The 13,709-nt window shown below is 46.6% G+C and carries 9 protein-coding genes and 1 tRNA gene; 4 read left to right on the top strand and 6 right to left on the bottom strand.

Translation table 11 applies throughout. The features are described from left to right. Positions 1 to 9: 9 nt before the first annotated feature. Positions 10 to 3,087, bottom strand: a complete 3,078-nt coding sequence (locus DW096_RS10600) for a TonB-dependent receptor (protein WP_005830477.1) — start codon at positions 3,085 to 3,087, stop codon at positions 10 to 12. A 1,027-nt stretch (positions 3,088 to 4,114) separates the two neighbouring features. Beyond that, on the bottom strand, positions 4,115 to 5,737 hold the full coding sequence (locus DW096_RS10590) for a tetratricopeptide repeat protein (protein ID WP_120028750.1): 1,623 nt from the start codon (positions 5,735 to 5,737) through the stop codon (positions 4,115 to 4,117). A 97-nt stretch (positions 5,738 to 5,834) separates the two neighbouring features. On the opposite strand from DW096_RS10590, the gene DW096_RS10585 reads away from it, so the two are divergent. Next, the gene (locus tag DW096_RS10585) at positions 5,835 to 6,443 is read left to right on the top strand and encodes a ribonuclease HII (RefSeq protein WP_005834538.1); all 609 of its coding nucleotides are present in this window, start codon (positions 5,835 to 5,837) and stop codon (positions 6,441 to 6,443) included. A 6-nt stretch (positions 6,444 to 6,449) separates the two neighbouring features. On the opposite strand, the gene DW096_RS10580 is transcribed toward DW096_RS10585, so the two are convergent. Beyond that, a complete protein-coding gene (locus tag DW096_RS10580; RefSeq protein WP_005834540.1) occupies positions 6,450 to 7,376 on the bottom strand; it encodes a magnesium transporter CorA family protein in 927 nt (308 codons plus the stop codon). 266 nt (positions 7,377 to 7,642) lie between these two features. Here DW096_RS10580 and gpmI point away from each other — a divergent pair, with 266 nt between their 5' ends. Continuing rightward, on the top strand, positions 7,643 to 9,157 hold the full coding sequence (gpmI, locus tag DW096_RS10575) for a 2,3-bisphosphoglycerate-independent phosphoglycerate mutase (protein WP_005830427.1): 1,515 nt from the start codon (positions 7,643 to 7,645) through the stop codon (positions 9,155 to 9,157). Between the two features lie 112 nt (positions 9,158 to 9,269). Further along, a complete protein-coding gene (locus DW096_RS10570) occupies positions 9,270 to 9,851 on the top strand; it encodes a DUF3109 family protein (RefSeq protein WP_008662683.1) in 582 nt (193 codons plus the stop codon). Positions 9,852 to 9,980: 129 nt separating this feature from the next. On the opposite strand, the gene gyrB is transcribed toward DW096_RS10570, so the two are convergent. The 3 genes from gyrB to DW096_RS10555 all read right to left on the bottom strand — a co-directional run bounded on the left by gyrB (position 9,981) and on the right by DW096_RS10555 (position 12,514). Continuing rightward, positions 9,981 to 11,942, bottom strand: coding sequence for a DNA topoisomerase (ATP-hydrolyzing) subunit B (gene gyrB, locus DW096_RS10565; protein ID WP_005830422.1), 1,962 nt, complete (start codon positions 11,940 to 11,942; stop codon positions 9,981 to 9,983). A gap of 205 nt (positions 11,943 to 12,147) precedes the next feature. Continuing rightward, positions 12,148 to 12,402 (bottom strand): 30S ribosomal protein S20, encoded by a 255-nt coding sequence (gene rpsT, locus DW096_RS10560; protein ID WP_005830420.1) that lies wholly within the window; start codon positions 12,400 to 12,402, stop codon positions 12,148 to 12,150. 40 nt (positions 12,403 to 12,442) lie between these two features. Beyond that, positions 12,443 to 12,514 (bottom strand) — tRNA-Glu (locus DW096_RS10555). A gap of 288 nt (positions 12,515 to 12,802) precedes the next feature. On the opposite strand from DW096_RS10555, the gene recO reads away from it, so the two are divergent. Then, on the top strand, positions 12,803 to 13,531 hold the full coding sequence (gene recO / locus DW096_RS10550; protein ID WP_087332315.1) for a DNA repair protein RecO: 729 nt from the start codon (positions 12,803 to 12,805) through the stop codon (positions 13,529 to 13,531). Positions 13,532 to 13,709: the final 178 nt, after the last annotated feature.

The raw sequence follows: 13,709 nt of genomic DNA, 5'->3' as shown, positions 1-13,709 counted from the left end.
TTGGTTCAATTAAAATCCGAATTTAATACCGGCCATGAAAGTGCGGCATAGAGGTGATGAAGCATAGTCGTAACCCATGCGGTCAATACCACCGTTGGTAGAGGGGTCATAGCCACTGTAACCGGTGATGGTAAAGATGCGTGTACCACCTACATAGAAACGGAGGTTGCTGATGCCCAACTTACCACAAACTGTAGCAGGCAGGTTGTAGCCCAATTGCAAGTTGTTCAGGCGGAAGAAGTCGCCTCGTTCGATGAAACGGTCGGAAGTGCGAGCATTCTTGTTCGGGTCGCCGTATACGGCACGTGGAATGTTGGTGTTGGGGTTCTCCGGAGTCCATGCTTTCAGTGCGTTTCTGCCATAGTTGAACTTGGTATCCATACGTTCCAATTGATATTTGGTATAGTTGTAACGGTCTACACCGAGGTCACCGTAGAAGTTGGCTACCAAATCGAAGTTTTTGTAATTCAGTGTTACGTTGAAGCCGATAGAGGCCTTGGGGCAACCGTTGCCCAGAAGCTTCTTGTCATCGCTGTCCAGCATGCCGTCACCGTTTTGGTCTACGAAGCGGAGGTCACCGGGTTCTGCGTTGGGCTGCATGGGAATCCAGTTGCCTTTGCTGTCCTTGCGTCCGTGTGATTCTTTCCAAAGTTTGGCTTCTGCTTCATTTTGGATGATGCCTGCGGTTTCGTAAGCCCAGAATTCACCGAAGTAACCACCCACGTAGGTACGTGAAGCACCATATTCGTACATATAGTTGGGGTCTGCCATTGATTTCAGTTTACTCTTGAAGTGGCTCAGGTTGAAGTCAAGGTCATACTTGAAGTCCTTACCTGCATTACCGTGGTAAATCAGTTGCATTTCCATACCGGTGGTGCGCAGTTCACCGTCGTTCACCGTCAGTGCACCGTAACCGGTAGACAGACTGATGTTCTTTTCGGAAAGCATGTCCTTGGTGTCCTTGATGTAACCTTCAATCGAGAATTCCAGTTTGTTGTTCCATAGGCTCATGTCCACACCGATGTTTTTGTAGAAGGTAGTTTCCCACTTGATGTTCCTTGAGGGGAGGCTACGTACTGCATATCCCTGGTTTACGACTTTGCCGTCGAAGGGGTAGTTGATGTTGTCGGCGTTGGAGTCCAATTTGGGAATGTAGAGATAGAGAGGTACCGATTGGTTACCGAGGGCGCCGTAGCTCATACGCAATTTGAAGGAGCTGACTGTTTCTTTCATATCTTCCCAGAAAGGTTCGTTGGCAATGTTCCAGCCTACTGATACAGAGGGGAAGAACCCCCACTGGTTACCGTCGGCAAAACGTGAAGAACCGTCATAGCGGAACGAGGCCATTAACATGTAGCGCATTTTCCAACTATAGTTCACACGGCCAAATACGGAACGCAAGCCGCTACGGGTCTTTTCACCTTGCACACCATAGTCTTTGCGTGCCTGGCCCAGAATGCCCATGTCGTTGTTCTCGAATTCGGAACCCGATGCACCCAATAGGTCGTAAGTGCTTTCTTCTTGTGAAGCTCCCAGCAGGAAGGCGAAGTCGTGACTGTCTTTGATGGTGAAGTTGTAGTTGGCAGTCAGTTCCAGCAGGTCGTTGACGCTTCTGGTGCGGGTCTGTGATAGTGAGGCGCTTTCGTTCCACTTCATGGCACCCAGTTCGTAAGTAGGTTTGAATACGCGGGTTTCGCGGAAAAGGAGGCTACGGCTTGCTTGTGCCTTGATTACCAGTCCCTTGATGGGCTCATATTGCAGATAGCCCGATCCTTTGATGTAATCTGTGGCGCGGGTGTTCTCAATCAGGTTATTATAACCTACCATGTTGGCAGCATCGCTCATGTTCATGCCGGGGATGGCACCACCGTATCCGCCGTCACAATTCTCGTCATACAGACGTGCGATAGGTTCCATGTTGGTCACTTGGTATATGCCGGGAAAACCTGAGTTGGCTTCCATTTCCGATTCCCAACGGCTGTAGTTTACTGATTCGCCCACTTTGAACTTGCCGCGTTTCATGTCTGAGTTTAAGCGGAAGCCATATTTCTCGTCACCCGTGCCGGTCACGATGGCTTCGTTTTTTGAATAGAATACGGACAAAGCTACGTTGGCATTCTCACTGCCACTAGTGTACCCCACATTGTATTTCTGTGTGAAGCCGTTGCGGTAGTATTCGTCCTGCCAATCGGTGTCGCCAAACTGTGTGGGGTCTTGCTCATAAGCCGCAATGTAAGCAGGCCAGTTTTTGGGGTTTTGACCGGCGTTTGTACGGGCCATCTTTGCCATGTGGATAAATTCTTCGGCATTGCAGACATCCAGTTTCTTGGCTATCTGATCCACTCCCCAATAAGCTGAGAACGTGATTTTGGGTTTGGATTTGGTACCACGGTAAGTCTCAATCAGGATAACGCCTGCGGCGGCGCGTGCTCCGTAAATAGCGGCGGTGGCAGCGTCTTTCAATACAGACATTGACTTGATGTCTTCGGGGTTCAGAAAACTCATATCACCCGGAACGCCATCGATAATTACCAACGGAGAGTTGTCTGTTCCATAAGTGGTTACACCGCGCACCTGCAGGCTGGGAGTGGAGCCGGCGGCACCGCTACCAAAGTTAACTATCAAACCGGGAGCCATACCCTGCAGGGCAGTTTCGGCATTAGCGGTAGGTATGTTGTTTAGTTTATCGCCCGATACGGAACTTACCGAACCGGAAACATCCGATTTCTTTTGTGTGCCATAACCGATAACGACTACTTCGTCCAGTAGTTCGGTGTCTTCTTTCAGCACCACTTTCAATTCCTTGCGACCATTGAGGGCGATTTCTTGTGGAGCATAGCCCACGTAAGAGATAATAATAGTGGCTTTTGGGGAAACGCTGAGGGTAAAGTTACCGTCGATGTCAGTGATTACTCCATTTGTTGTTCCTTTCTCTAATACACTGGCTCCGATGACAGATTCACCGGAAACATCGGTTACGGTACCGTTCAGCTGAATGTTCTGTGCCAATGCGCCCATAGGCAGCATAAAAGCAAAGAAGAGAAGTAGCTGAATGACTCTTTCTTTGTAGTAGTTACTTTTACTCATTTGAATAAGTTTTTAAGGTTAATACTATTGGTTTTTCACAATGCTAAATTAAGCTTCATAAACAGGAATTGCTAATGAATGTTATCTACAAGCAGACTACAAGAGAGGGATATTCTTTGTTTTATTATCTACAAATAGTTTTGTAAGTATTTGATAAATAGGAGTAAATGAGATATTCTATATCTACAAAACTATATCCACATAAACTTTTCCCGATTTACATTAATTATTGAGTTGCGCAAGTAAACGGTGATTAGATGAAGAAGGAAACCAACTCTTTTAGAAATATCAAGCAACTCAAGTTTCGCAAGTCTTTTATAATCATTGATAAACAGTAGTATCTCAACTCTCCTCCCCGGAGGAGAGTTGAGATACTACTGTTTATCAATGATGTCCCTTGCAGATGGTTTGCAGATGTTTTATCTGCAAGCCATCTGTAAAAGAGGAAGTCGAGTATAAGACGGATGACATTCATATCTTATCTCTTGCAAAATACGGATAACTTATTAGTTCATAGTGATGAACACTTTGTTTCTGCAGTACAAAACACTTCGTTCATGTAGTATAAAACGTTTTGTTTGCACAACATAAAACAAGGTGTTTATATAGTATGAAACAAAGTGTTCACTATAATGGAACAAAGTGTTCGCCCTAATGAAACACATTGTTCTACACGTCGAAACAAACCGTTCTGTGTGTTGAAACAAGCGGTTATATTGGGGGAAACAAAAAGAAAGCTGTCTTTTCCTGATTTCACTAGACACTTTTTTTCTTTATAAACGTCATCAGTAGACGGTTCTTTCATTTGCATACTGATACAGTAGTCCCTTCTTCCGGACTTGCGAGCCTATGCTTACTTGTTCGATGCCTTGTTTCTACTGAGACAAAGTGAGAGCAAACTTTACCCTCACCTTTTTGAAATTGCCCTTACTCACCTCTGAAAGTCCGATGAATAAAGACTTTTAGGTAAGCAGTGAGGGCGGTGAGGGTAGAAATGCAAAATAAATATTTTCAGCCTTGAGCCGGGTTATATATTCTGTAGATAGTCGGTTAGGTCTTCTTCGGAAGAGAGGTTGAGGGATTTGCGCAGGCGGTATCGGTTCATATTGATGGTTTTGGGGGTGGTGCCGGTCAACATGGATATTTCTTTGGTAGACAGGTTCACCCTTAGCAGGGTGGCAAGATATTTCTCGCCTTGTGTCAGTTTGGGATGAATCGCTACCAGTCTTTGGAGGAATTCATTGCTTTTATCATCGATGTTTGTCAATAGGGCACTGTTGGTTTTGTCTCCGCTTTGGCTCTGGCTGATGAATGCGTTGATTTTCTTCAGGTGGGGCGTGATGGCTTGCGCGTCCATCTTATATCCTTCTTTCACCATTCCGCGTATTTTGTCCAGCAGTTCATTGCGGCTTTTCAGGAATACGGCGAAGCTGGTTGCCTCCTGCCGACTGGTAGCCAGTTCATTGTGTACATTTTGAAGTTCCAGCTCTTGCTGATGCATCTTCAGTTCGGCCACTTCTTTTTCGGACAGTTGCAATTGGTAGCGTGCTTCTATCAGTTGCAAATCTTTTCGGCGTTTATACCATTTATATAGAAAGATGCTGAAAGCTATTCCCAGAATAAGTACGCTGCCCAAAAGCCACAAATTGCGTTTCAGTAGCTCTATCTTGTAGGTTTGTTCCTGCATTTCAGTAGCATATTTTTGGTCTTGGTATCTTTTATAGGAAATTTCCTGCTCGATGTTGCGTAGCTTGTTGCTACTTTGCAGTTCCTTGCCCAGGTGGTACCTCTTGTTCAGATACTTATAGGCTTGGGCATAGTCACCTATAGCTGCATATACCATGGACGAATATTCGTAATTGTCGCAAATCAGTTCGCGGGCTCCGATGTTGTGGGCATACTCGTAGGCTTTATGCAAGGCTTCCAAGGCTTTGGAGTATTGCTTGTCATAGTAATACTGTTTCCCCATGTTGTTGTAGTTTTCGCCAAGAGACCATTGGGCATCCAGATTCTTGTTGATGGTGATGGCTTCCTGGATGAAAGAAAGTTTCTCTTCCGTATTTCCCCGGTACAGACAGAGGTTGTTCAGGTTGGTTGCAATCTCTTTCAGGTTTCGTTGGGCACGGTTGATGGCCAGCGCACGCTGGAAGAAACGCTCGGCAACGGTAAATTCACTCATGAAGTGGTGCATTACTCCACGTTCGTTATAGCATCCGGCCACAGAGGTGGAATCGCCGATGGATTTGAAGATGGAGGTTGCTTTGTCGTTCAGTTCAATGGCTTTGTTGTAATCGCCTAGTTTGCTGTATACACGCCCCATCAAGGAGCAGAGTTGTGCCATTTGTTTTTTGTTGGTGGGATGGATATATTTTTGGGTGTCATAAAGATTCTTGATACTTAGGTCGAAGTTCCCCAACAATTGTTCGGCTTGACAGTAGAGAATCATAGCTTGTGCGCGGACCTCACTGGGCTCATCTTCGGGAAACAAGGCAGAAGCCTGAGCTGCATAGTAGGAAGCTTGTTTGGGGTTGTTGTACAGGTATTTCCGTGCTTGGTCAATCAATTTCTGTGCTTGCTGCATGTCTTGAGCTTGCAGTGGGGCAGCTGCTGACAGAAGACATACGAGTAGTAGACATAGGTTTTTCTTCATGGCATCGTCTTGTTTCTGCAAATTTAATTAATTCTTCTTAGAAGTCCGGTTTCCCTCCAAAAAGATTTATCTTTGTGCCTCAAAGATAGCGATATATATGTTATTACCTTATTTGAATAAAGATTTGATAGAGGCAGGATGCGATGAGGCCGGTCGCGGCTGTCTGGCCGGTGCGGTCTATGCCGCTGCTGTTATTCTGCCAACGGACTTTAAGAATGAACTTTTGAACGACTCCAAGCAGCTGACGGAAAAACAACGCTATGCCTTGCGTGAAGTGATTGAGAAAGAGGCTCTGGCATGGGCGGTGGGCGTCGTCTCTCCCGAAGAAATTGACAAAATCAATATTCTCAATGCCTCCTTTCTTGCCATGCACCGTGCTGTTGACCAACTGAATGTCCGTCCGCAACATCTGCTGATAGACGGCAACCGCTTTAAAAAATATCGGGACTTGCCGCATACTACCGTAGTGAAAGGAGACGGGAAGTACCTTTCCATCGCTGCCGCCTCCATTTTGGCAAAGACCTATCGTGATGACTACATGAACCGCCTTCACGAGGAATATCCGTATTATGACTGGAATCGTAACAAGGGGTATCCCACCAAGAAACATCGTGCCGCCATTGCTGAGCGGGGCACTACACCCTATCATCGCTTGACGTTCAATCTCTTGGGGGATGGGCAGTTGTCGCTGAACTTCGGACAATGATGCTGTTTAGAACCACTTAATCCTTCTGAACCATACGAATGTCACTGCTGATAATATTGCCGACAAAAGTATGATGAAAATAAACGCGTGCGGAAAACTCTCCAGGTGGATGTCCACATTCATGCCGTAGAAACTGGCTATCAACGTGGGAATCATCAGTGTAATGCTGAGGCTTGTCATACGTTTCATGATGGCATTCACATTGTTGGAGATGATGGAGGCGAAGGCATCCATGGTTCCCGTCAGGATATCACTGTAGATGTTTACGGTATTGTATGCCTGCTTCAACTCGATGACCACGTCTTCCAATAATTCCAAATCCAGATAATTGGTGTCCTGAAAGATGTTTTTCAGCCGTCCTATCATCACTTCATTGCCACGGATGGAAGTGTTGAAGTAGACCAGCGTCTTCTGCAGCTTCATCAGTTGCAGGAGGTCTTCGTTGCGGATGCTTTTCTCCAGCTCTTTTTCGGCGGTGGCCACGTCGTTGTTTATCTGTTTCAGATACTTCAGGAACCAGACGGCGGAAGAGTAGATGATTCGCAGAATCAAATCCAGTTTATTGTTGACGACTATGTTCTTCCGGCGTGTGTGCTGGATGAAGTCCGGTATCAGCTCCGTGTGGTGATAGCAGACAGAAACGATGATTCCGTCATTGGTGATAATGCCGATGGGCACGGTGATGAACGGCACGCCGCGTTGGTTGCTCTGCATCGGGATGCGGAGGATGGTCAGCAGCCAGTTGTCTTCTGTTTCCGTACGCGGGCGCTCGTCCACGTCGGCTATGTCTTCCAAGAATGATTCGGGAACTTTCAGCTCTTCGGTAAGGAATTTGAAATCATCGTTGTCCGGGCATTCTACGTTGACCCAGCAGTTGGGTTGCCATTCGGCCTTTTCAGTGAAGCCGTTTTCACTGTAGAGATACTTTCTCATTGTTTGCCTCCTTTCAGGTTGGAACAGAGGCATTGCAGTCAACGTCTCCGTTCGTTTTATTGGTGAATACTATTGCACGTTCGTGGGTTTGAATCGTCCATATTTCTTGTTTTTTATTTTTTAAGCGTGGCAAAAGTACATAAATCATTTGAAACAGTACGCTTTAACAGCTGTTTTTTGTACCTTTGCAGCGCAAAAACAGGTTCCTACTATAAAGAACGTTTGTATCATACAAAAAGATTATACAATTAAATTCGATTAATATTATGAGTAAGAAAGCCCTTTTAATGATTCTTGATGGCTGGGGCATCGGCGATCAAGGCAAAGATGATGTGATTTTCAATACACCTACTCCGTATTGGGACAGTCTGTTGGCAGCTTATCCGCATTCCGAGCTTCAGGCAAGCGGTGAAAACGTTGGTTTGCCCGACGGACAGATGGGTAATTCTGAAGTAGGTCACCTCAATATCGGTGCCGGACGCATTGTTTACCAGGATTTGGTGAAGATTAACCGTGCTTGTGCCGATGGCAGCATCCTGAAGAACAAGGAAATTGTTTCTGCTTTCTCATATGCAAAGGAAAACGGCAAGAATATCCACTTTATGGGACTGACCAGCAACGGTGGCGTGCACAGCTCTTTTGACCATTTGTTCAAACTCTGCGATATTTCCAAGGAATACGGCATCGAGAATACCTTCATCCACTGCTTTATGGACGGTCGTGATACCGACCCGAAGAGCGGTAAAGGCTTCATTGAGCAGCTGACTGCCCATTGTGAGAAGTCTGCCGGCAAGATTGCTTCCATCGTGGGACGTTTCTATGCCATGGACCGTGACAAACGTTGGGAGCGTGTGAAGGTTGCCTACGATTTGTTGGTAAACGGTGAAGGGAAGGTCGCTACGGATATGGTCCAGGCTATGCAGGAGTCCTACGACGAAGGCGTTACGGATGAATTCATCAAGCCGATTGTGAACGGTGGCTTCGACGGTACCATCAAGGAAGGTGATGTTGTAATCTTCTTCAACTACCGTAACGACCGTGCCAAGGAATTGACCGTTGTCCTCACCCAGCAAGATATGCCCGAACAAGGCATGCAAACCATTCCGGGCCTGCAGTTCTACTGCATGACTCCGTATGACGCCAGCTTCAAGGGTGTACATATCCTTTTTGATAAGGAGAATGTACAGAACACATTGGGCGAATATCTTGCTGCCAATGGCAAGACCCAGCTGCACATTGCCGAAACAGAGAAGTATGCACACGTGACTTTCTTCTTCAACGGTGGCCGCGAGACTCCCTACGATGCTGAAGAGCGCATCCTGGTTCCTTCTCCGAAGGTTGCCACTTACGACTTGAAGCCTGAAATGAGTGCGTACGAGGTGAAGGACAAGTTGGTTGAAGCTATCAAGACCCAGAAGTTCGATTTCATCGTGGTGAACTACGCCAATGGTGATATGGTGGGACATACCGGTATCTACGAAGCTATCGAGAAGGCAGTGAAAGCCATCGACGAATGTGTGAAAGACACCGTTGAGGCTGCCAAGGCAAACGATTATGAAGTAATCATCATCGCCGACCACGGTAATGCCGACCATGCTCTGAATGAGGATGGTACTCCGAATACTGCCCACTCTCTGAACCCCGTTCCTTTCGTTTACGTTACTGCAAACAAGGACGCCAAGGTTGAGAACGGTGTATTGGCTGACGTAGCTCCTTCTATCCTGCATATCTTGGGTATGGAGCAGCCGGCCGAAATGACTGGTAAGGATTTGATTAAGTAAGGCGTCAAAGCCGTAACAATATTTAGACGCGGATTATACGGATTCCACGGATGCTCTTAAAGTTGAGTCTGTGCAATCCGGATAATCCGCGTCTTTTTTCAATAGAACGATTATGATACAGATTGGTGATGTTGTGGTTTCTTTCGATGTCTTGCGCGAGAAGTTCTTGTGTGACTTGGGTGCCTGCCAGGGGATTTGCTGCATTGAGGGCGATGCCGGTGCTCCCGTAGAGCTGGACGAGGTGGAGAAACTGGAAGAGGTGCTTCCGCTGATTTGGGACGAGCTTTCTCCCGAAGCCCGCACCGTGATAGAGGAGCAAGGTGTGGTCTATACCGATTGTGAAGGTGACCTGGTGACTTCTATTGTAAACAACAAGGATTGCGTCTTTACCTGCTATGATGATAAAGGCTGTTGCTATTGTGCCATCGAAAAGGCTTACCGTGAGGGTAGGACCAACTTCTACAAACCCATATCCTGTCATCTCTATCCGATAAGGGTGGGGAACTACGGACTCTATAAGGCAGTGAACTATCATCGTTGGGATGTCTGCAAAGCCGCTATGTTGTTGGGACAAAAGGAAAATCTGCCCGTGTACAAGTTCCTGAAAGAACCGCTTATCCGTAAGTTTGGTGAGGACTGGTATGCAGAGTTGGAATTGGTAGTGGAAGAGATGAAAAAACAAGGAATCCTATAGTTCTTCTGTATGGAGACGGGTCTCTTCTTTGGAAGAGAAGAGGAATAAAGGAAAAGCCCCGGTCAGCAGGATTATCCTGCCCGTCCGGGGCTTCCTCGTTGTAAGATGTGAGGTTGGTTATTAAATTAATTAAGCGTCAATATTTGCATACGTTGCATTCTTTTCGATGAAATCGCGGCGAGGGCCCACGTCTTCGCCCATCAGCATGGAGAAGATATAGTCGGCTTCGGCTGCATTTTCAAGATGCACCTGCTTCAGCATGCGGTTTTCCGGATTCATGGTGGTTTCCCACAACTGTTCCGGGTTCATTTCACCCAAACCTTTGTAGCGTTGGGTGTGTACTGCGTTTTCCGAACCGCCGCCGTAAGTGTCGATGAACTTCTGGCGCTGCTGGTCTGTCCAGCAATACTCTTTCGCCTTGCCTTTGGTGCAAAGGTAAAGGGGAGGAGTGGCGATGTACAAGCAACCCTGCTGGATAACTTGCGGGAAGTAGCGGAAGAAAAGCGTCATAATTAGCGTGTCGATGTGAGAACCATCGACGTCGGCATCGGTCATGATGATAATCTTCTTGTAGCGCAGCTTGTCAATGTTCGCTTCTTTGCTGTCTTCACCGTCCACGCCGAAACGGATGCCCAGCGCCTGGATGATATTGTTTACTTCGTCGCTCTCGAATGCCTTGTGCCACATGGCCTTTTCCACATTCAGAATCTTACCGCGAAGCGGCAGGATAGCTTGGAACGCACGGTTACGGCCTTGCTTTGCTGAACCGCCTGCCGAGTCACCCTCGACGAGGAACAATTCGCATTCTTCCGGGTCCTTGCTGGAGCAGTCGGCCAACTTACCGGGCATGCCACCGCCGGACATCGGCGATTTGCGTTGTACGGATTCGCGTGCCTTACGTGCGGCGATACGTGCCTGGGCGGCAAGAATCACCTTGTCTACAATCAGCTTGGCTTCCTTCGGGTGTTCCTCCAAGTAGTAGGTGAGGGCTTCGCCCACAGCCTGGTCTACGGCACCCATCACTTCGTTGTTACCCAGCTTTGTCTTGGTCTGTCCTTCGAACTGAGGCTCTGCCACCTTGATGGAGATAACGGCAGTTAATCCTTCGCGGAAGTCGTCGCCTGCAATCTCTACCTTGGCTTTCTCCAGCATCTTGTTGTCTTCGGCGTATTTTTTCAATGTACGGGTCAGTGCACGGCGGAAACCTGCCAAGTGGGTACCCCCTTCAATGGTATTGATGTTGTTTACGTAAGAGTGTACATTTTCGTTATAAGAAGTGTTGTACATGATGGCTACTTCCACCGGTGTGCCTTGCTTCTCGGTGTTGATGTAGATTACATCGTTCATGAAGTGCTCGCGTGAGGAGTCCACGTAGCGCACAAACTCCTTCAGGCCTTCTTCCGAGTAGAAGATTTCCTTCTTGGCATTTCCCTCTTCGTCCTTTACGCGAAGGTCGGTCAGTGAAATCTTGATGCCTGCGTTCAGGTAAGCCAACTCGCGCATGCGGGTGGCAAGAATATCATAGTTGTAGACTGTTTCCGTAAAGATGGTATCGTCCGGCCAGAACTGCTGGCGTGTACCGGTAATGTCTGTTGTGCCCACTTCCTTGACGGAGTAGAGCGGATGTCCGCAGGAATATTCCTGCTGATAGATTTTTCCGTTACGGAAAACCTGGGTAGTCATGTGTGTAGACAAGGCGTTTACGCAAGATACACCTACACCATGCAGACCTCCCGATACCTTGTAGGAACCTTTGTCGAACTTACCTCCGGCATGCAGTACGGTCATTACAACTTCCAGTGCGGATTTCTTTTCCTTTTCGTGATAGTCTACCGGGATACCACGTCCGTTGTCTTGTACGGTGATGGAGTTGTCCTCGTTAATGGTGACTTCGATGTGGTCGCAATAGCCGGCAAGTGCCTCGTCGATGGAGTTGTCCACAACCTCGTACACCAGGTGGTGAAGTCCTTTGCTGCTAATGTCGCCAATATACATCGCGGGACGCTTTCTCACTGCTTCCAAACCTTCCAGTACCTGGATGTTTTCGGCAGAATAGCTCCCGTTATTGGAGTGAATCTGTTCTTCAGTCATAATCTTTTTTCCTTATTGTAATAACAGAGCAAATATAGTGAAAATCCTCGGGATATGGTGCTAAACAAACGGATAAATTCGGGTAGTTTACAGCTTTTTAGCACAGAAAAGAAACTTGTGTGGAAGCAGGTAAATAGAGAGGTATAAATGAGAAAGGCCGGACTAAAAAGTCCAGCCTTGTAATATCTTTTGTGTAACAGTCAACTTAAGCCAGCTTGTTGATATAGATAGCCAATTTTGACTTCAGGTTGTTAGCCTTGTTCTTGTGGATTACATTAGTCTTAGCCAATTTATCCAACAGTTTTGTGATACCCGGATACATTGCTGTTGCTGCAGCTTTGTCTGTAGTAGCACGAAGCTTACGAACAGCGTTTCTCATGGTCTTGCCATAATATCTGTTGTGAAGTCTTCTTGTTTCTTCTTGTCTGATTCTCTTCAGTGATGATTTATGATTTGCCATCTCGACTAATCTTTTTTAATTCGTTTATTTTTTTATTTTGTAGCCCGTGGGGGAATCGAACCCCCCTTTCAAGAATGAAAATCTTGCGTCCTAACCGATAGACGAACGGGCCATCCTTTGGTGAGCGTTTCCGCTCTTGCAAAGAGCCTTTATTTCTCGTTTGCGGATGCAAAGGTAGAAACTATTTTTGAATTACCAAAACATTCGCAAGAAAAAAATATAGCTTTTTGTCGCTTTTTGTCTTAGGGTGGAGTTTTATCTGCTGAAAATCAGTGTGGTATGTGCTTTTATTTTTTTACACTCCTTACCTTATTTTTTTATTCTTCTCCTTTTGTTTCTCTTCTTTCGGGCTTTTTTTGTAGCTTTGTTATCAGATTGAAACCAGATAAAGAAATCGGGAATGTTACAGAAAACACTGGGAATTGTACTGCATACCTTGAAATATAAGGATACATCTCTCATTGCAGACATCTATACGGAGGTGGCTGGCAGGGCTTCCTTCATGGTGTCCATACCCCGTTCGCGCAAGGCGGCGGTGAAGCCGGTACTCTTCCAGCCGCTGGCATTGGTGGAACTTGAAGCCGATTTCCGTCCTAATGCCACTATATATAAGGTGAAGGAGGCGAAGTCCCTTTATCCTTTCGCCACGCTTCCCTACGATCCCTACAAATCTGCCATCGCTTTGTTTCTTTCGGAATTCCTTTATCGCGCCGTCCGGGAGGAGGCAGAGAACCGTCCGCTGTTTGCCTATCTGTATCATTCCATCGTCTGGCTGGATGAATGCAGGGAGGGGTTTGCCAATTTCCATCTGGTCTTCCTGATGCGCCTTTCCCGTTTTCTCGGTTTGTATCCCAACCTGGAGGATTATCATGCCGGAGATTACTTCGATTTGCAGAATGCTTGTTTCACTCCCTTGCGTCCGCAGCTCCATTCCAATTACATCGCTCCCGAGGAGGCGGCCCGCCTGACACAGTTGATGCGCATGAATTATGAAACGATGCATCTTTTCACCATGAACCGGTTGGAGCGTACCCGCTGCCTGAACATTATGAATGAATATTATCGTCTGCATCTGCCGGATTTCCCGGTATTGAAATCACTTGAGGTATTGAAGGAGCTTTTTGATTGATTATCGTCGATGTAACGGCCCAATAAGTGTGCGCTGCCTTTATTATAGGAGTAGGGAGTTTTACTTACTGCTGTAAGGGTCGTTACGATAAGCTGTAACGGTCGTTACAATATAGGGTAACGACCGTTTCAATATAGGGTAACCGTCGTTACATCATTAGGTAACGGCTTTTACATCT

Source organism: Bacteroides sp. AM07-18, from assembly GCF_003602695.1.
Classification (GTDB): Bacteria; Bacteroidota; Bacteroidia; order Bacteroidales; family Bacteroidaceae; genus Bacteroides; species Bacteroides uniformis.
This window is presented reverse-complemented; position numbering and strand designations above follow the sequence as displayed.